The 25,579-nt window shown below is 64.9% G+C and carries 24 protein-coding genes; 8 read left to right on the top strand and 16 right to left on the bottom strand.

Translation table 11 applies throughout. From position 1 onward, the window contains the following. Window positions 1–100: 100 nt before the first annotated feature. From ACFSQR_RS07610 to ACFSQR_RS07595, 4 genes are all read right to left on the bottom strand, one after another. Window positions 101–2,350, bottom strand: coding sequence for a RelA/SpoT family protein (locus tag ACFSQR_RS07610; protein ID WP_377729082.1), 2,250 nt, complete (start codon window positions 2,348–2,350; stop codon window positions 101–103). A 130-nt stretch (window positions 2,351–2,480) separates the two neighbouring features. Continuing rightward, a complete protein-coding gene (gene rpoZ / locus ACFSQR_RS07605; RefSeq protein ID WP_377729081.1) occupies window positions 2,481–2,684 on the bottom strand; it encodes a DNA-directed RNA polymerase subunit omega in 204 nt (67 codons plus the stop codon). Between the two features lie 24 nt (window positions 2,685–2,708). Beyond that, window positions 2,709–3,353, bottom strand: coding sequence for a guanylate kinase (gene gmk / locus ACFSQR_RS07600; protein ID WP_377729080.1), 645 nt, complete (start codon window positions 3,351–3,353; stop codon window positions 2,709–2,711). 88 nt (window positions 3,354–3,441) lie between these two features. Then, window positions 3,442–4,329 carry a YicC/YloC family endoribonuclease gene (locus tag ACFSQR_RS07595; RefSeq protein WP_377729079.1) on the bottom strand — a complete coding sequence of 296 codons (888 nt, stop codon included), beginning with the start codon at window positions 4,327–4,329 and terminating at the stop codon, window positions 3,442–3,444. Window positions 4,330–4,427: 98 nt separating this feature from the next. Between ACFSQR_RS07595 and ACFSQR_RS07590 the strand changes: the two genes are divergently transcribed. From ACFSQR_RS07590 to rph, 3 genes are read left to right on the top strand one after another with little or no spacing between them, the layout of a single operon-like run. After that, window positions 4,428–5,396, top strand: coding sequence for a serine/threonine protein kinase (locus ACFSQR_RS07590; protein ID WP_377729078.1), 969 nt, complete (start codon window positions 4,428–4,430; stop codon window positions 5,394–5,396). Between the two features lie 6 nt (window positions 5,397–5,402). After that, window positions 5,403–6,347 (top strand): PP2C family protein-serine/threonine phosphatase, encoded by a 945-nt coding sequence (locus tag ACFSQR_RS07585; RefSeq protein ID WP_377729077.1) that lies wholly within the window; start codon window positions 5,403–5,405, stop codon window positions 6,345–6,347. A 6-nt stretch (window positions 6,348–6,353) separates the two neighbouring features. Next, window positions 6,354–7,082: a ribonuclease PH gene (rph, locus tag ACFSQR_RS07580; RefSeq protein ID WP_377729076.1), complete on the top strand. Its 729-nt coding sequence runs from the start codon at window positions 6,354–6,356 to the stop codon at window positions 7,080–7,082. On the opposite strand, the gene ACFSQR_RS07575 is transcribed toward rph, so the two are convergent. Continuing rightward, window positions 7,083–7,409: a hypothetical protein gene (locus tag ACFSQR_RS07575; protein WP_377729075.1), complete on the bottom strand. Its 327-nt coding sequence runs from the start codon at window positions 7,407–7,409 to the stop codon at window positions 7,083–7,085. 130 nt (window positions 7,410–7,539) lie between these two features. After that, window positions 7,540–7,806, bottom strand: a complete 267-nt coding sequence (locus tag ACFSQR_RS07570; protein WP_377729074.1) for a hypothetical protein — start codon at window positions 7,804–7,806, stop codon at window positions 7,540–7,542. A gap of 197 nt (window positions 7,807–8,003) precedes the next feature. On the opposite strand from ACFSQR_RS07570, the gene rdgB reads away from it, so the two are divergent. Further along, complete coding sequence (gene rdgB, locus ACFSQR_RS07565) at window positions 8,004–8,588, top strand: RdgB/HAM1 family non-canonical purine NTP pyrophosphatase (protein WP_377729073.1); 585 nt, start codon at window positions 8,004–8,006, stop codon at window positions 8,586–8,588. After that, window positions 8,585–9,820 (top strand): radical SAM family heme chaperone HemW, encoded by a 1,236-nt coding sequence (gene hemW / locus ACFSQR_RS07560; protein WP_377729072.1) that lies wholly within the window; start codon window positions 8,585–8,587, stop codon window positions 9,818–9,820. The genes rdgB and hemW overlap by 4 nt, the downstream gene beginning before the upstream one ends. A gap of 158 nt (window positions 9,821–9,978) precedes the next feature. Here the strand turns inward: hemW and ACFSQR_RS07555 are convergent, their stop codons facing one another. Genes ACFSQR_RS07555 through ACFSQR_RS07545 form a run of 3 tightly spaced genes read right to left on the bottom strand, consistent with a single transcriptional unit; the run spans window position 9,979 to window position 15,719 of the window. Beyond that, the gene (locus ACFSQR_RS07555) at window positions 9,979–11,361 is read right to left on the bottom strand and encodes an efflux transporter outer membrane subunit (protein ID WP_377729071.1); all 1,383 of its coding nucleotides are present in this window, start codon (window positions 11,359–11,361) and stop codon (window positions 9,979–9,981) included. Next, window positions 11,354–14,515 (bottom strand): efflux RND transporter permease subunit, encoded by a 3,162-nt coding sequence (locus tag ACFSQR_RS07550; protein ID WP_377729070.1) that lies wholly within the window; start codon window positions 14,513–14,515, stop codon window positions 11,354–11,356. The genes ACFSQR_RS07555 and ACFSQR_RS07550 overlap by 8 nt, the downstream gene beginning before the upstream one ends. 13 nt (window positions 14,516–14,528) lie before the next feature. Further along, on the bottom strand, window positions 14,529–15,719 hold the full coding sequence (locus tag ACFSQR_RS07545; protein WP_377729069.1) for an efflux RND transporter periplasmic adaptor subunit: 1,191 nt from the start codon (window positions 15,717–15,719) through the stop codon (window positions 14,529–14,531). Between the two features lie 154 nt (window positions 15,720–15,873). Here ACFSQR_RS07545 and ACFSQR_RS07540 point away from each other — a divergent pair, with 154 nt between their 5' ends. Further along, on the top strand, window positions 15,874–16,488 hold the full coding sequence (locus tag ACFSQR_RS07540; RefSeq protein ID WP_377729068.1) for a TetR family transcriptional regulator: 615 nt from the start codon (window positions 15,874–15,876) through the stop codon (window positions 16,486–16,488). A gap of 9 nt (window positions 16,489–16,497) precedes the next feature. On the opposite strand, the gene ACFSQR_RS07535 is transcribed toward ACFSQR_RS07540, so the two are convergent. Beyond that, complete coding sequence (locus ACFSQR_RS07535; protein WP_377729067.1) at window positions 16,498–16,803, bottom strand: PAAR domain-containing protein; 306 nt, start codon at window positions 16,801–16,803, stop codon at window positions 16,498–16,500. 260 nt (window positions 16,804–17,063) lie between these two features. On the opposite strand from ACFSQR_RS07535, the gene ACFSQR_RS07530 reads away from it, so the two are divergent. Beyond that, window positions 17,064–17,918: a DUF5694 domain-containing protein gene (locus ACFSQR_RS07530; RefSeq protein WP_377729066.1), complete on the top strand. Its 855-nt coding sequence runs from the start codon at window positions 17,064–17,066 to the stop codon at window positions 17,916–17,918. A 75-nt stretch (window positions 17,919–17,993) separates the two neighbouring features. On the opposite strand, the gene tal is transcribed toward ACFSQR_RS07530, so the two are convergent. The 4 genes from tal to zwf all read right to left on the bottom strand — a co-directional run bounded on the left by tal (window position 17,994) and on the right by zwf (window position 21,947). After that, window positions 17,994–18,926: a transaldolase gene (gene tal / locus ACFSQR_RS07525; RefSeq protein ID WP_377729065.1), complete on the bottom strand. Its 933-nt coding sequence runs from the start codon at window positions 18,924–18,926 to the stop codon at window positions 17,994–17,996. Window positions 18,927–18,956: 30 nt separating this feature from the next. Beyond that, window positions 18,957–19,457, bottom strand: a complete 501-nt coding sequence (locus tag ACFSQR_RS07520) for a GAF domain-containing protein (protein ID WP_377729064.1) — start codon at window positions 19,455–19,457, stop codon at window positions 18,957–18,959. 159 nt (window positions 19,458–19,616) lie between these two features. After that, window positions 19,617–20,474, bottom strand: coding sequence for an SIS domain-containing protein (locus tag ACFSQR_RS07515; protein WP_377729063.1), 858 nt, complete (start codon window positions 20,472–20,474; stop codon window positions 19,617–19,619). Between the two features lie 6 nt (window positions 20,475–20,480). Continuing rightward, entirely contained in the window at window positions 20,481–21,947 is a 1,467-nt protein-coding gene (zwf, locus tag ACFSQR_RS07510) for a glucose-6-phosphate dehydrogenase (protein ID WP_377729062.1), read from the bottom strand. Between the two features lie 214 nt (window positions 21,948–22,161). On the opposite strand from zwf, the gene ACFSQR_RS07505 reads away from it, so the two are divergent. Further along, window positions 22,162–22,887: a hypothetical protein gene (locus ACFSQR_RS07505; protein WP_377729061.1), complete on the top strand. Its 726-nt coding sequence runs from the start codon at window positions 22,162–22,164 to the stop codon at window positions 22,885–22,887. Window positions 22,888–22,925: 38 nt separating this feature from the next. Here the strand turns inward: ACFSQR_RS07505 and ACFSQR_RS07500 are convergent, their stop codons facing one another. Both ACFSQR_RS07500 and pgi read right to left on the bottom strand, forming a co-directional pair. Then, window positions 22,926–23,819: an SMP-30/gluconolactonase/LRE family protein gene (locus tag ACFSQR_RS07500; RefSeq protein WP_377729060.1), complete on the bottom strand. Its 894-nt coding sequence runs from the start codon at window positions 23,817–23,819 to the stop codon at window positions 22,926–22,928. Between the two features lie 13 nt (window positions 23,820–23,832). Then, the gene (pgi, locus tag ACFSQR_RS07495; RefSeq protein WP_377729059.1) at window positions 23,833–25,476 is read right to left on the bottom strand and encodes a glucose-6-phosphate isomerase; all 1,644 of its coding nucleotides are present in this window, start codon (window positions 25,474–25,476) and stop codon (window positions 23,833–23,835) included. Window positions 25,477–25,579: the final 103 nt, after the last annotated feature.

The following is a 25,579-nucleotide window of genomic DNA, read 5'->3' as shown; positions in this document are numbered from 1 at the left end:
TTGGGGTTGATCGGCTGAGTTGGCGCGCGATCGGCGAAATTAGCCTCAGTTCGCGCTAAAGATCGGGGGACGGTCCCTGCGGGGGCCAGTCCCCTTCCCATTACGCGCGTTCGCGCTCGACGCGGTTGACGCCTTCGACGCTGCGCAGGTTGCGGATCAGCTGCGCGAGGTGCACGCGGTCCTTGATCTGGATCGTGAAGCGCAGCTGCGTCATGGTGTGTTCCTTGTCCTCGTCCATGCCCACATACGAGATGTTGGCGTCCGATTCGCCGATTTCGGCAGCCACGCGCGCGAGGATGCCTTTTTCGTTCTGGATCAGCAGGCGGATGCGGCAGTCGAAGCGGCGGTTGATCTCCTCTCCCCACTGCACCGGGATCCAGCGGTCCGGTTCTTTGCCGCGCACGCGCTTGGCGACGGCGCAGTCCAGCGTGTGCACCACCAGCCCCTGGTCGCGGCGCAGCTGGCCGTTGATATGGTCGCCCGGGATCGGCAGGCAGCACTGCGCGAGCTGCACCGCCACGCCTTCGGGGCCGTAGATGGTGACCGGGTCCAGCTCCGGCGCGCCCGGCAGCTTGGGCAGCACGGCGTTCGCATCGATCAGGCCAAAGATGTGGCGCGCCACCAGCGTGGCCATGCGCTTGCCGATGCCGATGTCCGAATACACCTCTTCCATCGACTTGGCCGACGATTCGCTAAGCAGCTTTTCGACCAGCGCGTCCGGCAGGATCGGGTCGATGCCGAGCGTGCTCAGTGCCTGCGCCAGCAGGTCGTGCCCCAGCTGCACCGACTCGCCCGGGTCGGTGGTGCGCAGGTGATGGCGGATCGCGGAACGCGCCTTGCCGGTGCGGACGAACGACAGCCAGGCCGGCGTCGGGCGCGAGTTCGGGTCGGTCTCGATCTCGACGATGTCGCCGTTGTGCAGCTCCGAATGCAGCTGCGCTTCCTCGTTGTTGATCTTGATCGACACGGCGTGGTCGCCGATGCCGGTGTGGATCGAGTACGCGAAGTCGAGCGCGGTGGCGCCGCGCGGCAGCGCGATGATCTTCGACTTGGGCGTAAACACGTACACGGAATCCGGGAACAGGTCGACCTTGACGTGTTCTAGGAATTCGGCCGAGTCGCCGGTCTGCTGCTGGATGTCGAGCAGCGACTGCAGCCACGCGTGGGTGCGCTGCTGCAGGTCGCTCATATTGGTTTCGCCAGTCTTGTACAGCCAGTGCGCGGCCACGCCCGATTCGGCGGTGCGGTGCATTTCCTGGGTGCGGATCTGGAATTCGACCGGCGTGCCGTACGGGCCGATCAGCGTGGTGTGCAGCGACTGGTAGCCATTGAGCTTGCGGATCGCGATGTAGTCCTTGAACTTGCCCGGCATCGGCTTGTACAGCGAGTGCAGGGTGCCCAGCGCGACGTAGCAGTCCGCGAACGATTCGACCACCACGCGAAAGCCGTACACGTCCAGCACCTGCGAGAACGACAGGTGCTTGTTGCGCATCTTCTTGTAGATGCCGTACAGGGTCTTTTCGCGGCCGTAGATTTCGGCGTTGATGCCGGCCGTGGCCAGCTGGTTCTTGACCGCGTCGAGGATCTTGGAGACGACTTCGCGGCGGTTGCCGCGCGCGGCCTTGACGGCCTTGCCCAGCGTCCGGTAGCGCACCGGGTACAGGTGCGAGAAGGCCAGGTCCTGCAGTTCGCGGTAGATGTTGTTCAGGCCGAGGCGGTGCGCGATCGGCACGTACACTTCCATGGTCTCGGCGGCGATGCGGCGCTTCTTGGCGGCCGTCATGTGCTCGAGCGTGCGCATGTTGTGCAGGCGGTCGGCCAGCTTGATCAGGATGACGCGCACGTCGCTGGCCATGGCCAGCAGCATCTTGCGGAAGTTCTCGGCCTGCGCCTCGACCTGGCTCTGGAATTCGATTTTCTCCAGCTTGGACAGGCCGTCGACCAGGCTGGCGACCTGCGAACCGAAGCGCTCGATCAGCTCTTCCTTCTTGACGTCCTGGTCTTCCATCACGTCGTGCAGCAGGGCGGCCATGATGGCTTGCGCGTCCAGCTTCCAGTCCGCGCAGATCTCGGCCACCGCGATCGGATGCGAAATGTACGGCTCGCCCGACTTGCGGACCTGGCCGAGGTGCATCTCGTCGGAGAAGCGGTAGGCTTCCTTGACCTTCTTCAGTTCGGAGGGGCTGAGGTATTCGGCCAGCTTGGCCGAAAGGTGCGAGACCGATGCGACGCCAAGGGCGGGCGCCGGGGCTTGCTCGGGGGGAGGCTGCTTGCGGCCGCGGGGGGCGCGGGTCGCTTTCTTGGTGCCGGTGTCGGCGCTTCCTGTCTGGTCCGGGGTGCTCAGGTTCATGGGAACAGAATACCAGATGGGCAGCGGATGTGACAGTTGGAGATTTTTGAGGGGCGTCCCGGAAGGCGCCGAGGCGTGATTGCCGTCCCCGGCTGCCGCGCTGGCGCCGCCGGGGACAGTCCCCTGGGAATTACATTGGCACTTTTTTCAGCATTTCCAGGCCAACCTTGCCGGCGGCGATTTCGCGCAGCGCCACGACGGTCGCCTTGTCCTTGGCGTCGACCTTCGGGGTGTGGCCCTGCAGCAGCTGGCGTGCGCGGTAGGTTGCGGCCAGGGTCAGCTGGAAGCGGTTCGGAACCTGTTTCAGGCAATCTTCAATAGTAATACGGGCCATGGCTTCAATCCTTGGAGTGGTTTTTTACTGAGCGTGGATACCCAACTGGGCAAACAGCGAGGCATTACGGGCCATTTGCTTGGCAAATCGGCAGCGCGTCGCTTTGACGATCGACCTCATTTCTTCGAGGGCGACGTTAAAATTCTCGTTGATAATAACATAGTCGAAGTCCGGAGCGTGAGCCATCTCGCCGCCGGCGGCCAGCAGGCGCCGCGTAATGATGTGCGGCTCGTCGGTGCCGCGCTTGTGCAGACGCTCCTCCAGCGCCGCGATCGAGGGCGGCAGGATGAAGATGAAGGCGGCCTGCGGGAACAGCTCGCGCACCTGGCGCGCGCCCTGCCAGTCGATCTCCAGCAGGATATCGGTGCCGGCCGTCATCTGGTTCTCGACCATCACGCGCGAAGTGCCGTAGTAATTGCCGTGCACCTCGGCCCATTCCAGGAACTCGCCTTTTTCCGCGCGCGCGACGAAATCCTCGGCGGTCGTGAAGTGGTACTCGCGGCCGTCCACCTCGCCCGGACGCGGCTGGCGCGTGGTGGTGGAAATCGACAGCTTGATCGCCGGCTCCTGCGCCAGCAGCGCATTGACCAGGGTCGATTTGCCCGCGCCGGACGGCGCGGCGACGACGAACAGGCTGCCGGACATGCTGGTGAGGGAAGGAGTAGACATCTCAGTAAATCCTTTAGATTTTAATGGGGACAGACCCCATTTCGAAAATGGGGTCTGTCCCCATTTCGGGGTCTGTCCCCATTTCGGGTTATTCGAGGTTTTGGACTTGCTCGCGCATCTGTTCGATCAGTAGCTTGAGCTCCATCGACGCGTCGGCCAGTTCCTTGACGGCGGCCTTGGCGCCGAGCGTGTTCGCTTCGCGGTTCAGTTCCTGCATCATGAAGTCGAGGCGCTTGCCGACCTGGCCGCCCTTCTTGAGGATGTGGCGCGTCTCGGTCAGGTGTGCGGACAGGCGCGAGAGTTCCTCGGCGACGTCGATGCGGATGCCGTACAGCGTGACTTCCTGGCGGATGCGCTCCATGACTTCCTGGCGCGTGAGGGTGCTGGCGCCGCCGTGGCCGGCCAGGCCCAGCGCGTCCTGCATGCGTTCCACGGCCTTCTGCTGGAACTGGCTGACGACCTGCGGGATCAGCGGTGTGATGCGCCTGACAATGTCTTCCATCGCATCGATACGCGCGAGGAGCATGGCTTCGAGCGCCGCGCCTTCGCGCTTGCGGCTCTCCACGAACGCGGCCACGGTGCGGCTGGTGAGGGCTGCCACGTCGGCCTGCAGCGATTCCTGTCCCACCTGGGCCTCCTCGATCACGCCCGGCCAGCGCAGCAGCTCGGCCACGGTCATGGTCGGCGCGGACACGAAGTGCCTGGACACTTCCGCCTGCAGGCGCGCGAGATCTTCCAGCATGCCGGTGTTGAGTGCCTGCGACCCGCCCGCGACCTTGCGGCCGAACGACAGGCGCACTTCCACTTTGCCCCGGGTGATAGCCGCCATGATCGCCGAACGCAGGTCAGGTTCGAGCGCGCGCAAGTCGTCGTTGATGCGGAACTGGAGGTCGAGGAATCGCGAGTTGACGCTCTTGATCTCAATCGTGAGGGTGCCAACCGCGCTTTCGCTGGTCGCCACCGCATAACCGGTCATGCTTGAAATGCTCAATGGAGTCCCCGTTTGTTTTTGATCTTTTCTTTACAAAGCAGTGATTTATCCACACAATCGCCGTGTTACGCAAGGAACCCAGAATGGCAGCACAAAATAACGCACCCTTGCCCGAAGGGCTGGAGATCGCGGGATATCGCATTGTAAAGAAAATTGCGTCGGGCGGGTTCAGTATTGTTTACCTTGCATATGACGAGGACGGCAATGCGGTCGCGATCAAGGAATACCTGCCCAGCGCGCTTGCACTGCGCCAGCCGGGCGAACTCGCGCCGGTCATCTCCAAACCCAACCTGCCGGTGTTCCGCATCGGCCTGAAGTGCTTCTTTGAAGAGGGGCGCGCGTTGGCGCTGATCTCGCACCCGAACGTGGTGCGGGTGCTGAATTTCTTCCGCGCGAACGAGACGGTATACATGGTGATGGCCTACGAATCGGGCCACTCGCTGCAGGAGCACGTGGCGCAGCTGGCGCGCAAGGGCAGCCGCATGGGCGAGGCCTTCATCCGCCAGGCCTTCGTGGGCGTGTGCAGCGGGCTGCGCGAAGTCCACGCCAACAAGCTGCTGCACCTTGACCTCAAGCCAGCCAATATCTACCTGCGCTCCGACGGCACGCCGATCCTGCTGGACTTCGGCGCCGCGCGCCAGAGCTTTAACAACGAAGTACCCAAGCTGCGGCCGATGTACACGCCCGGCTTCGCGCCGCCGGAGCTGTATTCCAAGGCCGTGACCCTGGGTCCCTGGTCGGACATCTACAGCATCGGCGCGTCGATGTACGCCTGCATGTGCGGCGCGCCGCCGCAGCCGGCCAACGAGCGCGCGCAGCAGGACAAGATGGGCGAACAGTTCGACAAGCTCGCGCAGAACTACTCGCACGACCTGGTGCGCATGGTGCGCTGGTGCCTGGAACTGGATCCCGAAAAGCGCCCGCACAGCCTGTTCGCGCTGCAGAAGGAGCTGAACACGCCGCCGCCAGTTCCCCAGCCCGACGGCGTGCTGCAGAAATTCACCCGTGCGCTGGGCCGCTTCGGCGGCATCGGCGGGCGCAAGGCGGAGTAAGGATCCATGCAATTTTCGGTCTACCAGGAGAGCCACATCGGCGGGCGCAAGGTCAACCAGGACCGCATGGGCTACAGCTACACGCGCGACGCCCTGCTGCTGGTGCTGGCCGACGGCATGGGCGGCCACCTGCGCGGCGAGGTTGCCGCTGCCATCACGCTGCAGACGCTGTCGGAGATGTTCCAGAAGCAGGCGGCCCCGTACGTGCGCAAGCCCGAGCGCTTCCTGGAAGAGGCGCTGCTGGCGGCGCACCAGGAGATCCACCGCTACAGCGCCGTGCACAATCTTCCCGACACGCCGCGCACGACCGTGGTGGCCTGCCTGGTCCAGCACAATATGGCGATCTGGGCGCACTGCGGCGACTCGCGGCTGTACTGGGTCCGGCGCGGCCAGGTGCTGGCGCGCACGCGCGACCATTCGCACATCGAACACCTGATCGCCAAGGGCGAGGTCGCGCCGGCCGAACGCGCGACGCACCCGGACCGCAACAAGCTCTATAACTGCCTCGGCGCGTCCGCGCTGCCGAAGGTCGATGTCTCGCGCCAGGCCAGCCTGCTGCCGGGCGACGTGCTGATGCTGTGCTCCGACGGCCTGTGGTCGATGCTGCCGGACGACGAGATCGCGCATACGCTTAGCACCAGCACCATCGTGCGCGCAGTGCCGGACATGCTCGGCAAGGCCACGGCAATCGCGGGACCGAAAAGCGACAACACGACCGCGCTCGCCATCATGTGGCAGGGCAGTCCGGTGGGCGACGCCACGCCAACCGCGATGGCGGACTCGATCATCTCGACCCAGATGATGCCCGAGGATTCTGTGAACACGACCATCGCTGAACCGGCGGCACCTGAGCACGAGCCGTCGGACGCGTTCGACGAAGACGAAATTGAAAAGGCGATCGCGGAGATCCGCGGCGCCATCGAAAAATCATCCCAGATACTGAAAGGCTAGACCCCCATGACCATCCCATCCCGCCCAAGCGGACGCCTGGTGGACCAGCTGCGCAACGTGACCATGACACGCGACTTCACGAAGCATGCGGAAGGCTCGGTGCTGATCGAATTCGGCGACACCAGGGTGATCTGCACTGCCAGCATCGAGGACAAGGTGCCGGGCTTTTTGAAGGGGAAAGGGCAGGGCTGGCTGACCGCGGAATACGGCATGCTGCCGCGCTCCACGCACACGCGCATGGACCGTGAAGCCGCCAGGGGCAAGCAGAGCGGCCGCACGCAGGAGATCCAGCGCCTGATCGGCCGTTCGCTGCGCGCCGCGTTCGACCTGGAGGCATTCGGCGAGCGCACTCTGCACCTGGACTGCGACGTGATCCAGGCCGACGGCGGCACGCGCACCGCATCGATCACCGGCGCGATGGTCGCTGCGTACGATGCGTTCGCCAAGCTGAAGGAGCGTGGGCTGATCGATGCGATCCCGCTGCGCCACTTCGTCGCCGCGATCTCGGTCGGCGTGTACGATGGCATGCCGGTGATCGACCTGGACTACCCGGAAGATTCGGCCTGCGACACCGACATGAACGTGGTGATGACCGAATCGGGACACTTCATCGAAGTGCAGGGCACTGCAGAAGGCGCGGCATTCGACCGCGTGGTGATGGATCGCCTGCTCGACCTGGCGCAAGCCGGCATTGCGGAGCTGGTGGTCATGCAGAAGAAGGCACTGGGGCTGTAATCAGGACGCGTGGTTGAGCACAAATGTGATGACGGTAAGGAAAGCGATCATCGCGGCGATAAATAATCCGACAGCCCATTTGACAACCTCGGCGATGGCACGCTCCATCGTTGCTTGCATCGAGTCGAAGCGCGCGTCGATTTTCGCGAACTGAACTCGCATTTCGACTTTCATGTCCGCGAGTTCTGAACGAAACTGTTGAGCTTCCTGTCGAAATGAATCGATGATCGCGTTTGTTTCGCGTGTGTGTTCCATGAGCTTCTGCGCGACTTGCGCCTGGGTAGCGTCGAGTCTTGCGTCCATTTCCTTTCGAAAATCGGATTCCATCGCTTGCCCCTTCCGTATGGTCTGTCGTTTAGACCCCTTAGCAAGCACTGGATTCCTTCAGATTAGACTATTTTTGCGAAAGGTCAGCCTGCACGTAGTTGAGCCCGTCGCGGATGGCACGGCGACTTAATCAAGGCGCATTGTTCAGCACGAAGGTAACGACGGTAATAAAGCTGATCATCGCGCCGCCAACCAGGCCGATGACCCACTTGACCACATGTGCGATCCCGCTGTCCAGGCGTGCGTTGAAGTCGGCCCGGATCGAATTCAGTTCGGATTGGATGCAGTCGAAACGCGCATCGATCCTGGCGAACTGGACGCGCATCTCTGTTTTGATTTCAGCCGTTTCGTTTCTGAAGCCGTCAAGGATCAGGTTGGTGTCGTTTCTGTGTTCCATGAGTCATTGGGCTAGTCTCGCCTGATGTGCGTCGAGCTTAGCGTCCACCTCGTGACGAAAATCGGATTCCATGGCTCAGCCTTTCGATGTGATCTCGACATTAGACCGGGGCGTGAGCGACGTATTCCCTCAGCTTAGACCATATTTGCGAAAGGTCGGCCCGCACCTGCTTGAGCCTGTCGCGGTAAAATGGCGGGATGACACAGCGCCTTATCCTCGCCTCGAACAACGCAGGCAAACTCAAAGAATTCAGCGAACTGCTCGGCCCGATCGGCTTCGAACTGCACACGCAGGGCGAATTCAACGTTCCGGAAGCGGAAGAGCCATTTGCCACCTTTGTCGAAAATGCACTGGCCAAGGCGCGCCACGCGTCGCGCCTGACCGGCCTGCCGGCGCTGGCCGACGACTCCGGCGTATGCGTCAACGCGCTCGGCGGAGCACCGGGCGTGTACTCGGCACGCTATGCGGGCGAGCCGAAATCGGACGCGCGCAATAACGAGAAGGTGATCGCCGACCTCGCTGCGCATGCCGACAAGTCGGCCTACTACTACTGCGTGCTGGTGTACGTGCGCCACGCGGACGATCCGCAGCCGGTCATCGCGGACGGCGCCTGGCATGGCGAGATCATCGCCCAGCCGCGCGGCAGCAATGGCTTTGGCTACGATCCGTATTTCCTGCTGCCGTCGCTCGGCAAGACTGCGGCGGAGCTGTCGCCGCAAGAGAAGAATGCCATCTCGCACCGCGGCCAGGCCCTGCGCGCGCTGGTCGCCAAGCTGACATGATCCCGATTAAGCCCGTCGGCGCGCTGGGCGCCACCGAACCGCGCTCGCCCGCATCGGCCGCGCTGCAATACCTGCAGCCGGGCAGCCTGAACCTGGCGGCTCTGCCGCCGCTGTCGCTGTACATCCACTTTCCGTGGTGCGTGCGCAAGTGCCCGTATTGCGACTTCAATTCGCACGAAGCGAAGGGCGGCGCGTTCCCGGAAGAGGAGTACCTCGACGCGGTGCGCCTCGACCTGGAGCAGTCGCTGCCGCTGATCTGGGGCCGCAAGGTATACACCATCTTCATCGGCGGCGGTACGCCGAGCCTGATGTCCGCGAAGGGCCTCGACCGCCTGCTGTCGGACGTGCGCACGCTGCTGCCGCTCGACCTCGATTGCGAGATCACGATGGAAGCCAACCCGGGCACCTTCGAGCAGGACAAGTTCCGCTCCTACCGCGAGAGCGGCGTGAACCGCCTGTCGATCGGCATCCAGAGCTTCAACCACCAGCACCTGGAAGCGCTGGGTCGCATCCACAATGGCGACGAGGCGCGCCGTGCGGTGGAGATCGCGCACAAGAACTTCGACAACTTCAACCTGGACCTGATGTACGCGCTGCCGTCGCAGACGCTGGCCGAGGCGCAGCAGGACCTCGACACCGCGCTGGCGTTCGCGCCTCCGCACCTGTCGCTGTACCACCTGACGATGGAGCCGAACACGGTGTTCGCAAAGTATCCGCCGCAGCTGCCGGACGACGACACCAGCGCGGACATGCAGGACATGATCGCTGAGCGCACCGCACAGGCGGGGTTCCAGCATTACGAAGTGTCGGCCTATGCGCAGCCGGGGCGGCGCGCGCGGCACAACCTGAATTACTGGGAGTTTGGCGACTACCTGGGCATTGGCGCGGGCGCGCACTCCAAGCTGTCGTTCCCGCACCGGGTGCTGCGGCAGGCGCGCTACAAGCAGCCGGGGTCGTTCATCGAGAACGCGCGGCGCGGCAATGCGGTGCAGGAAGAACGCGAGATCGGGCGCGACGAGATGGGCTTCGAATTCATGCTCAACGCGTTGCGGCTGGTGGACGGGTTCGATCCGAACCTGTTCGGCGAGCGCACGGGTCTCGGCATCAACGCGATCGACAAGGCGCTCAATGCCGCCGAGGCCAAGGGGCTGCTGTACCGCGACCATAAGCTGATCCGGCCGACGGAGCTGGGCCAGCGCTTCCTCAACGACCTCCAGCAGATGTTCCTCTAAGTCGTAGGGACTGTCCCCGCAGGGGACCGTCCCTGGATCTTTAGCACGCGCAGTGGTTGGGCAGGCTAAAGATCAGGGGACAGTCCCCTACGGGGACAGTCCCCGGGTCAACGTCGCGGCCCTTGCGGGCGCGACGTTTTTTTGTTTGCGTCAGGGGGCTAGCGGCCTGCCGTCAGGTCGCCGCCGCCCAGCACGCGGTATAGCGTGACCTGGTTCTGCAGCCGCTGCAGGTTGGCCTGAATCGCCGCCTGCTGCGCGATGAACAGCGAACGCTGCGCATCGAGGTAGTCCAGGTAGCTCGCTACGCCGTTCTGGTAGCGCAGCTCGGCCAGGCGGAAGCGCTCGGCCTCCGCTCCCGCCACCGCGCGCTGTGCGCGCACCTGCTCGGCAAACGTCGCCTGTCCTGCCAGCGCGTCCGATACTTCCCTGAATGCGGTCTGGATCGCTTTTTCGTATTGCGCTACCGCGATGTCGCGGCCGGCCTTGGCCGAACCGAGGATCGCGATGTTGCGGCCGGTGTCGAACAGTGGCAGCACCAGCTGCGGCGCGAAGGTCCAGCCGAACGACCCTCCCGAGAACAGGCCCGACAGCTCGCTGCTGGTCGATCCCGCCGCCGCCGTCAGCGAGATGCGCGGGAAGAAGTTCGCGCGCGCGGCGCCGATGTTGGCGTTGGCCGCGATCAGCTGCTGCTCCGCCGCGCGGATGTCGGGCCGCGACGCCAGCAGGTCTGACGGCAGGCCGGCAGGCAGGTCCGCCAAACGCATGTCGTACAGGGTTGCAGCCGCAGGCAGCGTGGCCGGCAGCGGCTGGCCGACCAGCAGCGTTAGGAGGTTGAAGTCGGCCGCGCGCTGGCGCTGCTGCTGCGCCAGCGAGACGCGCGCCGTCTCCACCAGGGAACGGGCCTGCTCCAGGTCCAGCGCCGATATCACGCCATTATCGAAGCGCAGTTTCACCAGCTTGAACGATTCCTCGCGGGTGGTCAGCGTGCGCTGGGTCAGCGCGAGCAGTTCGTCGTCCGCCAGCGTGGCCAGGTAGGCATTGGCGACGGACGCGACCAGGCTGACCTGCACCGCGCGGCGCGCTTCCCCGGTCGCGAGGTACTGGGCCAGTGCGGCGTCGGACAGGCTCTTCACCCGTCCGAACAGGTCCAGCTCGAATGCGCTGACGCCCAGGCCGACGCTGTACAAGCTGCTGAGGTCCTCGTTGTCGTTGCTGACCCGGTTGCCGGTGGCCTGCAGGCCGAGGGTCGGCAGCCGGTCGGCGCGCGTAATGCGGAACTGCGCGCGCGCCTGCTCGATATTGAGCACGGCTACGCGCAGGTCGCGGTTGTTGGCCAGGGCCAGGCGCACCAGTTCCTGCAGGCGAGCGTCACCGAAGTAGCGCTGCCATTCGATCGCCGATGCCGCTTCGCCGGCGGCGGTGCTGACCAGGAAGCTGGCTGCGACCGGCGCCGCCGGACGCTCGTACTTCGGCGCCATCGAGACGCAGCCGGACAGCAGCAGCGCTGCCGCCAGCGGCGTGAGTGCAAAGCGTTTAATCATGTTTTACCTCTGCTGCTGGAGCGGCGTCGTCTTCATGCGCGTACCTTTTGCGCTGACGCTCGCTGCCCTTGAAAATGGACCTGACCAGGACGAAGAACACCGGCACGAAGAACACGCCGAGCGCCGTCGCAAAGATCATGCCGCCCATGACGCCGGTGCCGATCGCGCGCTGGCTGGCCGAACCCGCGCCGCTGGCGATCACCAGCGGCAGCACGCCGAGGATGAAGGCGAGCGAGGTCATCAGGATCGGGCGGAAGCGCAGGCGGGCGGCCTGGATCGCCGCGTCCACTGCGGACATGCCCTGCGCCTGCAGGTCTTTCGCGAATTCGATGATCAGGACCGCGTTCTTCGCGCCCAGGCCGATGATCGTGATCAGGCCGACCTTGAAGTACACGTCGTTCGGGAAGCCCCGCATGGTCGCCGCAAGCAGCGCGCCCATCACCCCCAGCGGCACCACCAGCATCACCGATGCCGGGATCGACCAGCTCTCGTACAGCGCGGCCAGCGACAGGAACACCGCCAGCAGCGAGAACGCCATCAGGATCACCACGGTGGAACCGGACAGCTTTTCCTCGCGCGACTGGCCGGTCCACTCGAAGCCGAAGCCTGGCGGCAGCTTGGCTGCCAGTGCTTCCATCTCGGCCAGCGCGTCGCCGGTGCTGAAGCCCGGCGCCGCGTCGCCCGCGATGCGGATCGACGGATAGCCGTTGTAACGCACGGTCTGCATCGGCCCGGTGACCCAGCGCGTGGTGGCGAAGGCCGACAGCGGCACCTGCTGGCCGCGGCTGTTCATCGCGTTCAGGTGCAGAATGTCTTCCGGCTGCATGCGGGCCGGCGCGTCGGCCTGCACGATCACGCGCTGCAGGCGTCCCGCGTTCGGGAAGTCGTTCACGTAGGCCGAGCCGAGCGTGGTGGAGATCGCGGCGTTGATCGACTCGAAGGTGACGCCAAGCGCATTGGCCTTGTCGCGGTCGATGTCGAGCTGGAGCTGCGGCGCGTCTTCCAGGCCTTCCGGACGCACGCCCGCCAGCACCTTGCTTTGCGATGCCATGCCGAGCAGCTGGTTACGCGCGTTCAGCAGCGCTTCGCGGCCGAGGCCACCACGGTCCTGCAGGCGGAACGAGAAGCCGGTGCTGCTGCCCAGTTCCGGGATCGGCGGCGGGCTCACCACGAAGATGAAGGCGTCGCGGATGCCCATCAGGTGGCCGGTCATGCGGCCGGCCAGTGACTGCGCATCCTGGCCCGGACCCTTGCGCTCATCCCACGGCTTGAGCGGGATGAAGCCGAGCGCCGCGTTCTGGCCCTGGCCGAAGAAGCTGAAGCCGACCACGCCGGCCATCGTCTTGACTTCCGGTTGCTTGAGGATGTACTCCTCGGCCTGGAGCAGCGCGCGCTGCGTGCGTTCCAGGGTTGCGCCCGGAGGCAGCTGGAAGCTGGCGATCAGGTAGCCCTGGTCTTCGTTCGGCAGGAACGAGCCAGGCATGCGGGTGAAGAGCAGCACGACCGCGCCGATCATCACCGCGAACACGACCATCATGCGGCCCATGCGCTTGAGCGACTTGGCGACCCAGCCCTGGTAGCGGTCGGACGTGACTTCGAACTTGCGGTTGAACCAGCCGAAGAAGCCGCGCTTGTCCATGTGGTGGCCTTTTTCCACCGGCTTGAGCAGGTGGGCGCACAGCGCAGGCGTGAGCGACAGCGCCATGAAGGCCGAGAACGCGATCGAGGACACCATCACCGCCGAGAACTGGCGGTAGATGTTGCCGACCGCGCCGCCGAAGAAGGCGAGCGGCACGAACACCGAGATCAGCACGATGGTCACGCCGATGATGGCGCCCGAGATCTGGCCCATCGCCTTGCGGGTTGCCTGCAACGGCGGCAGCCCTTCCTCGGTCATGATGCGCTCCACGTTCTCGACCACGACGATCGCGTCGTCGACCACGATGCCGATCACCAGCACCATGCCGAACATGGTCAGCACGTTGATCGAGAAGCCCAGAGCGAGCAGGGTAGCCAGGGAGCCGAGCAGGGCGACCGGCACCACGATGGTCGGTATGATCGTGTAGCGGAAATTCTGCAGGAACAGGAACATCACCAGGAACACCAGGATCACCGCTTCGACCAGGGTGGTCACGACCTGCCTGATCGAGATGTCGACGAACTGCGAGCTGTCGAACGGATCGCTCCACGACACGCCTTCCGGGAAGTACTTGGCCAGTTCGGCCATGCGCTCGCGGATCGCGGTCGCCGTTTCCAGCGCATTGCCGGAGGACGACAGCTGGATGCCCATACCGGTGGTCGGCTTGCCGCCGATACGCGCGGAGGTGCCGTAGCTGGCGCCGCCCAGTTCGATGCGGGCCACGTCGCGCAGGCGCACGGTGGAGCCGTCCGGATTGGCGCGCAGGACGATGTCGCCGAACTGCTCGACGGAGTTTAGCTGGCCCTGCACCACGACGGTCGCCGTGATGGATTGGCCTTTCTGCAGCGGCAGGTCGCCGATCGCGCCGGACGCCACCTGGGCGTTCTGCGAACGAATCGCCGCGTTGACATCGGCCGGGGTCAGGTTGAAGCCGACCAGCTTGGCCGGGTCGATCCAGATGCGCATCGCGCGCTCGGTGCCGAACAGCTGCGCCTGGCCCACGCCGGGCACGCGCTGGATTTCAGGCAGCACGTTGCGCGAGACATAGTCGCCCAGCGCGATCGGGTCGAACTTGGGATTGGTCGACGAGACGGTGATAAACATCAGGAAGTTCGCGCGCGCACGGTCCACGCGCACGCCTTGCTGGTTCACCGCGGCCGGCAGGCGCGGGGCCGCGCGGCTCAGGCGGTTCTGCACGTCCACCTGCGCCAGCTCCTCGTTGGTGCCGGATTCGAAGGTCAGCGTCAGCGAGCCGGTGCCGTTAGCCTGGCTGACCGATTCGGTGTAGACCAGGCCGGGCGAGCCGTTCATCTCGCGTTCGATCACGCTGATGACGGCGTCTTCCAGCGTCTGAGCGGACGCGCCGGGATAGGCCGCGCTGACGACGATCGACGGCGGCGCGACGGAGGGATATTGCGAAATGGGGAGCTGGGTGGCGGCAACCGCACCCATCACCATGATGAACAGCGCGATCACCCATGCGAAGATCGGGCGGTCAATGAAAAAACGGGCCATGAATCAGTCCTTCTTATTTGGCGGCGGCAGGCGCTGCCGGCTTGGCGGCAGGAGCGGTCCAGGCCACGGTCTTGACCGGGGTGCCGGGCGGCGCCATCATCAGTTTCTGGAAGCCGTCCACCATCACGCGCTCGCCGGCCTTCAGGCCGCCGGTCACGATCCAGTTGCCATGGTGCGCGCCCGAGATCTGGACCTCGCGCGGCGTTGGCTTGTTGTCGGCGCCGACCACTTTGACCGTATCGCCGGTGCCACCCCGCGTGACAGCCTGCTGCGGCACCAGGATCGCCGACGGCAGGGTCTTTTGCGACAGGCGCGCGCGCACGTACTGGCCCGGCAGCAGCAGGCCGTCCGGATTCGGCACGGTCGCGCGCAGCAGCACCTGGCCGGAGGTCGGGTCGACCGTCACGTCCGAGAACAGCAGCTTGCCTTTTTGCGGCAGCACGCTGCCGTCGTCCATGATGATGCTGACCGGCGTATCCTTGGCCTGGGTGCCGGCGGCGCGGCGCAGCGCCTGCAGCTCGGTGGCGGACTGGGTGAAGTTCAGGAACACGGTGCTGGTCTGCTGGATCGTGGCGAGCTTCGTGGCTTCGGCCGCGCTGACCAGCGCGCCTTCGGTGACGAGCGCGCGGCCGATGCGGCCGGAGATCGGCGCCTGCACGCTGGCGTAGCCGCTATTGAGCTGGGCGATGCGCAACGCCGCGCGCGCCGCTTCGACATCGGCCTGCGACTGCTTCTGGGCGGCGACCGCGTTTACATATTCCTGCTGGCTGATCGCCTTTGCTTCCACCAGCGGCTTGTAGCGTTCCGCCTGCGCTCGCGTCTGGGTCAGGTTTGCTTCGGCGCGGCCCAGCGCGGCTTGCGCACTTTGCAGCTGCGCCTGGTACGGGGCAGGGTCGATCTGGAACAGGCTCTGGCCGGCGCGGACTTCGCTGCCTTCGGTGAACAGGCGCTTGAGGATCACGCCGTTGACGCGGGCGCGCACCTCGGCCACGCGGACCGGTTCGACGCGGCCCGGCAGTTCAGTCTCCAGCGCTACCGGCTCGAACTGGGTGGTAATCACGCCCACTTCTGGGGGCGGCATGCCGCCGCCGGCGCCGGGAGCAGCGGCGTCTTTCTTGCCGCAGGCTGCCAGCAGCGCGACGAGCGCGAGCGCAGCCGCAGCCGCGCGTGTCTTGGACAGGGGTGCAGGTGGAAGGGAGTGCATGTTGTACGATGTCCTTTTTGTTCAGGTGGTCTGTTGCATTCGCCCTGCGTGCGCACGCTGGGAAAACGCTGGTAATTCTGTGGAATCCAAATATACTATCATGAATGTATGTAAGCTGCGTTGAACAGCTCTTCCAGATTTTTTAAGGTTCCTGATGGTCAGACGTACAAAAGAAGATGCACTTGCAACCCGCGAAGCCATCATGGACGCGGCGGCGGTGTTATTCGAACAGCAAGGCGTGGCAGGAACGACTTTGCAGCATATCGCGACCGCGGCCGGCGTGACGCGCGGTGCGATCTATTGGCATTTCGAAGACAAGGGGGCGCTGTTTACGGCGCTGATGGAGCGCGCCAAGATGCCGATGGAAACGGCGATGCAGGTGCTCGACCGCGAAGACACCGAGGATCCGCTGGGCGACCTGCGCGACTGCATGTGCGAGTCGCTGCGCCTGACGGCCACGGACGAGCACATCCGGCGCATGTTCGATATCTGCACGCGTAAGCTGGAAATGGTCGGCGAGATGTCGGTGACGCGCGACCGGATGCTGCAAAGCCACCAGCGCTGGATGGAGCGCGCCGAAAGCCGCATCCGCATCGGCATCCGGCGCGGGCATGTGAAACCGGATGCGTCGCCGCGCGCGGCGGCGCTCGGCATGTGGGCGATGATGGATGGCCTGATCAGGATCTGGCTGGCCGATCCGTCCGCCTATGACTTGCAGGAAGAAGGGCGCAAGATCGTCGACAGCCAGATCGACTGCCTTCGCGTGTAAGACCGGCGTTCACGAGACCTGATTCGTGCTGCCAGTTGATTGGTATTTGCGGTTCTGGTTCGCCAGGAGTTTTGGGGGCGTCGGACAGCCGCACATGCACAGGTCGTCGCTGAGTGCGACCGGCTTGCCGTTCCACGTTTCCGGGATGCGTGGGCCGACGCACATGATCTTCCCCGCGCTCTTGCATGCCGGGCAGTAGAGCGGATCTCCCTCCAGCGCACCTTTCACCCCATCGATCGTCATCGCGCTGGTGGCGGCGATCACCTTTCCACCAGCAGTCGTTTTCGCTCCTTCAGTGATGTGATAGCGGCGCATGTGTCTATCCAGTCTCTCCGGGAGCGACCAGCTTAGGCGATGGCGGCGGAGCGGAGTTGCGCGCGGTCAATCAAGGCGATTGGGGCCGCGCAGCAGCCGGTGGAACCGCTCCAGCCTGCGCTGTTGGACAGGTGAGGTCGCTGGCAGCCGTGTGCAACCCAGACGGCGATTCCAGCAGTTTGTCGCATTTCGCGGGACGGCTCCGGCCGGCGATCCTATGCTTCGCCTCGCATTCCCAATTTTCTGAACAGGCCGAATCCATGCATATTTCTCGTCGCCGCGTCGCGTCCACGCTGATTCTGGGCGCCTTTGCCATCTCCGCAGGTGCTGCGGCCGCCGGGCCGGACTCACCGCAAGTCAGGCTATTGCGGGACCGGCCGGCGGAAGAACGCCCGCAGCTCATGCTGGTGGGTGTGCCGCATTTCGCGAACCACGGTCTCGATGTGCTCAACATGCAGGTCCCGGACGTGCTGGAGCCACAACGGCAAAAAGAGGTCGAGGCAGTCGTCGCCGCGCTGGCGGCCTTCAAGCCCACCAAGGTGGCGGTCGAATGGAATGCGGCAAACCAGGCCAAGCTGGACCAGCGCTACAACGCCTACCGTGCAGGCACGTATCAGCTGACGCGCGACGAGACGGACCAGTTGGCGCTGCGCGTCGCCGCGCGCCTCGGTCACGCACGGGTGTATGCGGTGGACTGGAACAAGATGCCGCCGGGTGAAGTGGCGGACTTCGATTATGAGCAGTCGGCGCAGCGAGACGGGCAGCAGGCCAGGCTGGCTGCCATCCGCGACACGTCGCGCATCAAGCACGCCAATGCGTTCCTGCGCAGTGAAACGGTGTCCAGATGGCTGGTGCACTACAACCAGCCGGAGCAGCTTGCAAAGAGCAACCAGAACTATTTTGACTATACGCTGCTAGGCGAACCTGGCGCCAACTGGGTTGGCAACTGGTATGCGCGCAACCTCAAGATTTTCGCCAACCTGGTGCGCGTGGCGGACCAGCCGGGCGACCGGGTGCTGGTGATCTACGGGCAGTCCCATGTGTTTCCGCTGCAGCAGTATGCGGAGCAGTCGGGGGCATTCAAGGCGGTGTCGCCGCTGCCATTTCTGAAGTAGGGTGCGGGCCAGCCTTGTTGACTGGCCCGGGTAAAACGCCGGGGACGGTCCGCGTGCGGGCCCGTCCCGGTACGATCAGCGCATTGCCTTGATCATGTCGGTCAGCTTGTTGGAGTCGGCGCAGAAGGCGCGGATGCCTTCGGCCAGCTTCTCGGTTGCCATCGCATCTTCGTTGAGCATGAAGCGGAACGTCTTTTCGTCGATGGCCAGCTTTTCCACGTCCGCCGCCGCGCTTTCCGGCACCAGCTTGCGGGTGACTTCGCCGTCGGTGTCGGCCAGCTTCTGCAGCAGGTCAGGGCTGATGGTCAGCAGGTCGCAGCCCGCCAGTTCCAGGATCTGCGAGGTGTTGCGGAAGCTCGCGCCCATCACTTCGGTCTTGTAGCCGTATGCGCGGAAGTAGTTGTAGATGCGCTTGACCGACTGCACGCCCGGATCGTCCGCGCCCTGGTAGTCGGTGCCGGTCTGCTTCTTGTACCAGTCGTAGATGCGGCCGACGAACGGCGAGATCAGCTGCACGTTCGCTTCCGCGCACGCGATCGCCTGCGGCAGCGCGAACAGCAGCGTCAGGTTGCAGTGGATGCCTTCCTTCTCCAGGATCTCGGCGGCGCGGATGCCTTCCCAGGTCGAGGCGATCTTGATCAGCACGCGCTCGCGGCTGATGCCGGCCTGTTCGTACAGCGCGATCAGCTCGCGGCCCTTTTTGACGTTCGCTTCGGTGTCGAACGACAGGTGCGCGTCGATCTCGGTGGAGACGCGGCCCGGGATCAGCTTGAGGATCTCGACGCCGAAAGCGATCAGCAGGCGGTCGACCACTTCACCGACCGGTGCGTCCGGGAAGTCGCGCACGACCTGCTCGAGCAGCGGACGGTATTCCGGCTTTTGCACTGCCTTCAGGATCAGCGACGGGTTGGTGGTGGCGTCGCGCGGCGCGTAGGCCTTGATCGACTGGAAGTCGCCGGTGTCGGCGACGACGGTGGTGTACTGCTTGAGTTGTTCGAGCTGGTTCATGGCTGTCTTGTAGTGATGAGGGTTATTCTGTCAGTTGAAGTCGGTGCCGTCGATGAATGCGGCAACCAGCGACTCCAGGCCGGCCTGGTCTTCTTCGCTGAAGCGGTTGAGGGTCGGGCTGTCGATGTCGAAGACACCCACGACCTTGCCGTCCTTGACCAGCGGGATCACGATTTCGGCGTTCGATGCGGAGTCGCAGGCGATGTGGCCGGGGAACGCGTGCACGTCGGGGACCAGGATCGTACGGCGCTCTGCGGCGGCGGTACCGCACACGCCGCGTCCGAACGGGATGCGCGCGCACGCCACCTTGCCCTGGAACGGGCCGACCAGCAGTTCTTCGCGCGTGCCGTCCTTCGATGGGCGGGTCAGGTAGAAGCCGGCCCAGTTCAGGTCAGCGACGGTGTCGTAGATGAAGGCGGAGAATTGGGATGCGTTGGCGGTGAGGTCGCGTTCACCTTCGAGGATGCTGGCGACCTGCTTGCGCAGCATGCCGTAGTCGGGCTTGAGACTGGCGGATGGGGTGATGTGCATTGTTAAAACTGCATTGCTGATTGGGGAAGGGTGACATTTTACCCTGTAGCGTCGAAAGGGGGACTGTCCCCGCACGGGGACTGTCCCCGGATCTTTAGCGAGCGGCGAGGGGCTGTCAGCAGAAAACCGGGGGGCACTCCTGCAGGGAGAGTCCCTGCGTTAGCCGATGAACGAGTCGAACTGCATGTCGAACTCCTGCAGCGCCTTCTGGGCGTTCTGCATCTTGCGGCGGAATTCGGGGCCGCGCTGCAGCGCCAGTCCCACCGCCAGGACGTCGATGACCACCAGGTAGGCCAGGCGCGCGGAGATCGGTGTGTACGGGTCGGTATTGAAGATCAGGTCGATCGGGATCAGGACGGTGGCCACGTCGGCCAGCGGGGTGCCCGAGGGCGCGAGCACGATCACGTCGGCGCCGCCGCGCCGCGCCAGCTTGGCCGAGCGCACCAGCGCCGAGTTGTTGCCGCGCTGTGAGATGGCGACCACCGCATCGCCCGCGCGCAGCAGGGATGCTGCGATCGAGTGAATGGCCGGATCGGCATAGGCCACGGTCGGCACGCCGGAGCGGAAGAACTTGTGCTGCGCGTCGGCAGCCACGATGCCCGAGGTGCCCTGGCCGTAGAACTCGATCTTGTTGGCGCGCGAGAGGATGTCGAGCGCCTTCTGGATCGCGTCCGGGTCGAGGTTGTTGCGCAGGTCGAGCAGGGTATTGATCGAGCGGCTGCAGATCTTGCTGACCAGGTCCACGGCCAGGTCGTCCTGCGTCGGCTGCTCGTTGCCGGCGCCCGGCAGCGCGAGCGCCAGCCCCTGCGCGAGCTTGAGCTTGAACTCGTGCCAGCCGTCGTAGCCGAGCGTGCGGCAGAAGCGCACGACGGTCGGCTCGGACACCTGCGCCGCCTTGGCCAGCGCGGTGATGTTCTGGCTGACGATGGCGCCGGGCGCCTCCAGCACGGCCAGCGCGACCTTCTTCTCCGATTTGGAGAGCGAGTCGAGCTGGGTGCGGATCGAGTCGAGCAGCATCGGAGCTTAGTCTTCCGGCAGGGCTTCTTCGCGCCACTGCAGGCCGTCGCGCCCGATCAGGGCGGACGATGCGGCAGGGCCCCAGGTGCCGGACGCATACGGCACCGGCGGGCTGTCGTCCTGCTCCCAGTGCTGCAGGATCGGTTCCACCCATTCCCACGCCGCTTCCAGTTCGTCGCCGCGCATGAACAGGGTAAGCTGGCCGCGCAGGACGTCCAGCAGCAGGCGCTCGTAGGCGTCCATGCGCGGCGTCTTGAATTGCTCGTTGAAGTCCAGTTCCAGTTCGGCAGGCTTGAGGCGCATGCCTTCGCCCGGCGTCTTGGCCATCAGGTTCATGCGCAGGCCCTCGTCGGGCTGCAGGCGGATGACCAGGCTGTTCGGCTGGAAGCTGGACGTCGGCTGGTTGAAGATCGAATGCGGGATCGGCTTGAAGCGCACCACGATCTCGGCCAGGCGGTCGCTCATGCGTTTGCCGGTGCGCAGGTAGAACGGCACGCCGGCCCAGCGCCAGGTGTCGATTTCGGCCTTCAGCGCGACGAAGGTTTCGGTGCGCGAGGAATCCGGCGCATCCGGCTCGTCGCGGTAGCTCGGCACGGCCTGGCCATCCACGTGGCCGGCGCGGTACTGGCCGCGCACGATGTTCTGCGCCAGCGTGTGCGGGGTGAAGCGCTTCAGGGAACGCAGCACTTCGAGCTTGGCGTCGCGCACGGCGTCCGGTGCGATCGAGACCGGCGGCTCCATTGCAACGATGCACAGCAGCTGCAGCAGGTGGTTCTGCAGCATGTCGCGCAGGGCGCCGGAGGTGTCGTAGTAGCCCATGCGGTTGCCCACGCCGATCTTTTCGGCGATGGTGATCTGCACGTCCGAGATCCATTCGCGGCGCCACAGCGGCTCGAACAGGATGTTCCCGAAGCGCAGGGCCAGCAGGTTCTGCACCGTCTCCTTGCCGAGGTAGTGGTCGATGCGGTAGATCTGGTGTTCGGCGAAGACCTTGCCCACGTCCAGGTTGATCTGGCGCGCCGAGGCGAGGTCGCGGCCCAGCGGCTTTTCCAGCACCACGCGCGAGTTCGGCGTGGCCAGGCCGGATTCGGCCAGGTTCTCGCAGATGCGCGCGAACATCTGCGGCGGCGTCGCGAGGTAGTACACGAGCGTGATGTCCTCGTCGCGGCGCAGGGTCTCGACCAGCTTGCCGTAGGTGGAGACGTCGGTCGCGTTCAGCGAGACGTAGACGATCCGCTCGAGGAATTTTTCCCAGACCTTCTGGTCGAATTTCTTGATGTGCGGGCGCGCATTGGTTTCGATGGCGGCGATGAATTCGAGTGGCGTCCAGTCGTTGCGGCCGACGCAGACCACGCGCGCAGTCGGCGGCAGGTCATTGCACATGTCGCGCGAGTACATCGCGGGGAGCAGCTTGCGCATGGAAAGATCGCCGCTGCCGCCAAACAGAACGAGGTCGAAGTCTTGGAGGGCCATAGTGTTTTTCGCTAGAAGAGGGGGTGATGCGCGTTGATGTAAATTTACTACACCAATGCAGAGTAAGCAAGAAAATTTACTACGAAACGCGGTGCGCGCAGGTTACAAAGCTCGCATTACTGTTGGGGCATCGCACGGTATATTGCTATTCCGCAAACGTGCCGGGCCAAACCGGGCGCCCCGTGTCGCAAACCACCTATTTAACGGAAAAAAGATGAAATACGCCGCACTGTTAGCACTGTTGTTGTCGGGCACGGCCGCCGCGTCCAGCCTTGCGGACCTGAAGGCCGCGCTCGCGGGGATGCAGGGGCAGGGCAGCCTGAAGGGAACGTTCGAAGCGCGCCAGACCAAGACCGAAGAGGACGCGCCCAAGCCCGAGACGACCACGGTGTCGGTGAAGGTCGAGGATGCGGCGGGCGAGCTTAGGATCGGCTGGGACCGCGCGGTGTTGCAGCGTGCTATGGAAGCGTCGCTGCGCAGCCCGAAGCCGGATTCGGACCTGGCCATGGCGATCAACGCCAATTCCGCGAACAGGATTTCGGCGGCGGTGAATTATGCGTCGCGTCTCTTGAACATCATCTCGACCGGGCAGGTGAAGGCCGAGCGCATGGATACCTGGCAGGGCAAGCCGGCGCGCATGATCGAGGTGGCATACACCCCGCCGGTCGATGCGAACGGCAGCCTCAAGATGAAGGAGAACGCGCATACGGCCAAGGTGTGGCTGGGCGCGGACGGCATACCGGCAGGGGCGCTGCTGACGCATTCCGTGCGCGCGAGCTTCATGGTGTTCATCTCGTATGAAGAGAAGAGCACCGAGAGCTACACGTTTGCACACATCGGCAACCGGCTGGTAGCGCTGCGGCGCGAGGAACAGGGCGTCAGGAAGGGCGCGGGGCAGGACGGGACGTTCAGGAACCTGTACACCTTCACGCCGCAGTGAAGGGTAGGGGCGCTCCCCCGCGGGGACCGTCCCCTTCCTTACGGCTTGTAGAAGGGCTCTTCGCGGCCGGGGACGTCGACTGGAAGGCAGAGGACCTTGCCGCTGTGCGGGTACATGGCCAGTTCCTGTGTCGGGCGGCCGCCGCTGGCGCTGGTGACGTACAGCGTCCTGAGGTCGGCGCCGCCGAACGCCACCATGGTCGGGCAGCGCACCGGGACGTGCAGCTCGCGCAGCAGTTCGCCGTCGGGCGAGAAGCGCAGCACGCGGCCGCCTTCATACATCGCTACCCAGTAGGCGCCTTCCGCATCCACCGCTGCGCCATCCGGGCGCCCGCCGTAGCCGGGGGCCTTTTTATCGGACGGGAAGACCTTGAACGGCGTGCGGTCGCTGACGGTGCCGTGCGCCAGGTCGTAGCGGTAGCGGTCGATGCGGTGCGAGGTGGTGTCGGCGTGGTACATCGTGGTGGAGTCGGGGCTGAACGCGAGGCCGTTGGAGACGGTCATGTCGCCGCCCCATGCGCGCCGCACGTTGCCGCACTCGAGCACGTACATCTCCGCCGACGGCGAGGTGCGCGGCTCGTACAGCGTGCCTACCCAGAAGCGGCCCAGCGCATCCACGCGCCCGTCGTTGAAGCGCGTCGTCGAGGGGTCGAACGGCGCGTCGGCGATGTGGGTGATCTCTCCCCTGGTGGTGTTCAGGTGGACGAATCCCTTGCGGGTGGCGACCAGCAGGCCGTCGAAGGCGAGCGCGATGGCGGACGGCTCGGACGCCATCTGCCACTTCGAGTATTTGCCGCTGGCCGGATGCACGCGGTGCACCGCGAAGCCGTCGATGTCCACCCAGTACAGCGCGTACTCCACGGGGTGCCACAGCGGGCATTCGCCCACCAGCATTGGCTCGTCGTGGAGGACGTCGAATTTTTCATGCCTCATCGCGCGTTCCTCCTTATACGGCTGCCTTGGCGCGCGCGATCAGTCCGTTGGTCGAGCTATCGTGCAGGTCCGGCTGCGCCTGGCCGGTCAGTTCCGATTCGATCTTCCTGGCCAGCACCTTGCCCAGTTCGACGCCCCACTGGTCGAAGCTGTTCACATTCCACAGCACGCCCTGCACGAAGGTCCTGTGCTCGTACAGCGCGACCAGCGCGCCCAGCGCGTGGGGGGTCAGGTATTCGACCAGGATGGTGTTGCTCGGGATATTGCCAGGGAAGGTCTTGTGCGGCACCAGGCGCTCCACTTCGGCGGCATCGAGGCCCTGCTGCGCGAGGTCGGCGCGCACTTCGTCCGGGGTCTTCCCCTTCATGAACGCCTCGGACTGCGCAAAGCAGTTGGCGAGCAGCGCCGCATGGTGGTTCTCGTACTCGTGCGCCGGACGCAGCGCGGCGATGAAGTCGATCGGGGTCAGGTCCGTGCCCTGGTGGAGCAGCTGGAAGTAGGCGTGCTGGCCGTTGGTGCCGCAATCGCCCCAGATCACAGGGCAGGTCGGCGTGTCGACCGGCTGGCCGTCGCGCGTGACGCGCTTGCCGTTGCTCTCCATGTCGAGCTGCTGCAGGTAGGCCGGGAAGCGGTTCAGGTCCTGGTGGTAGGGCGCGATCGAGACCGAGCCGGCGCCGAGGAACTGGCGGTTCCAGAAGCCGATCAGCGCGAGCAGCGCGGGCATGTTCTCTTCCAGCGGCGCGCTGCGGAAGTGCTGGTCCATCTCGTGCGCGCCGGCGAGGAAATCGGCGAAGTAGCCGAAGCCGACCGCCAGCGCGACCGGCAGGCCGATCGCCGACCACACCGAATAGCGGCCGCCCACCCAGTCCCAGAACGGGAACATGTTGGCCGGGTCGATGCCGAAAGCGCGGATCGCTTCGGTGTTGGTGGAGACGGCGACGAAGTGCCGCGCCAGCGCGTCTTCCGGCGCCGAGCGCAGGAACCATGCGCGCGCGGTCTGCGCGTTCATCATGGTCTCGGCGGTGGTAAAGGTCTTGGAGGCGACGATGAACAGCGTGGTGGCCGGATCCAGGTCCTGCAGGTTGGCGTCGATGTCGTGGCCGTCGACGTTGGAGACAAAGTGCATGCGCAGGCGCGGGTGCGCGTATTGGCGCAGCGCCAGGCACACCATCTTCGGTCCCAGGTCCGAGCCGCCGATGCCGATGTTGACCACGTCCGTGATCGGCTTGCCGGTATGGCCCAGCCAGCTGCCGCTGCGCACCGCGTCGGTGAAGCCGCGCACGCGGTCGAGCACTGCATGCACGTCGGCGATGACATCCTGCCCGTCCACGGCCAGGCTGGCGTCGCGCGGCGCGCGCAGGGCGGTGTGCAGGACTGCGCGGCCTTCGGTGTTGTTGATCTTGGCGCCGGTGAACATCGCTTCGCGCTGCTGCTCGAGGCCGCGCTCGCGCGCCAGGCTGACCAGCAGTTCAAGCGTGCGCCCGTCGACACGGTTTTTTGAATAGTCTAGGAAGAGTCCCGCCGCCTCCAGCGACATGCGCTCGAACCGTTGCGGATCTTCTGCAAACAGGTCGCGCATGGACCAGCGTTGCGCATCCGGCGCATGCTGCGCGAGCGCCTTGAAGGCAGTGGTGGAGGTGAGGGCGGCGTGGGACATGGTGTACTCAATGTTTTGTCGATTCGCCAATCATACAGGATGCGCTCGTAAATTCACTACAGCCCTGTGGCTCGGCGACGACGTGGGGCGTGCCCGGCGACAG

Source organism: Pseudoduganella sp. GCM10020061 (genome assembly GCF_042683405.1).
Classification (GTDB): Bacteria; Pseudomonadota; Gammaproteobacteria; order Burkholderiales; family Burkholderiaceae_D; genus Telluria.
The sequence above is the reverse complement of the archived record's forward strand: the minus strand, read 5'-3'. Positions and strand labels throughout refer to the sequence as shown.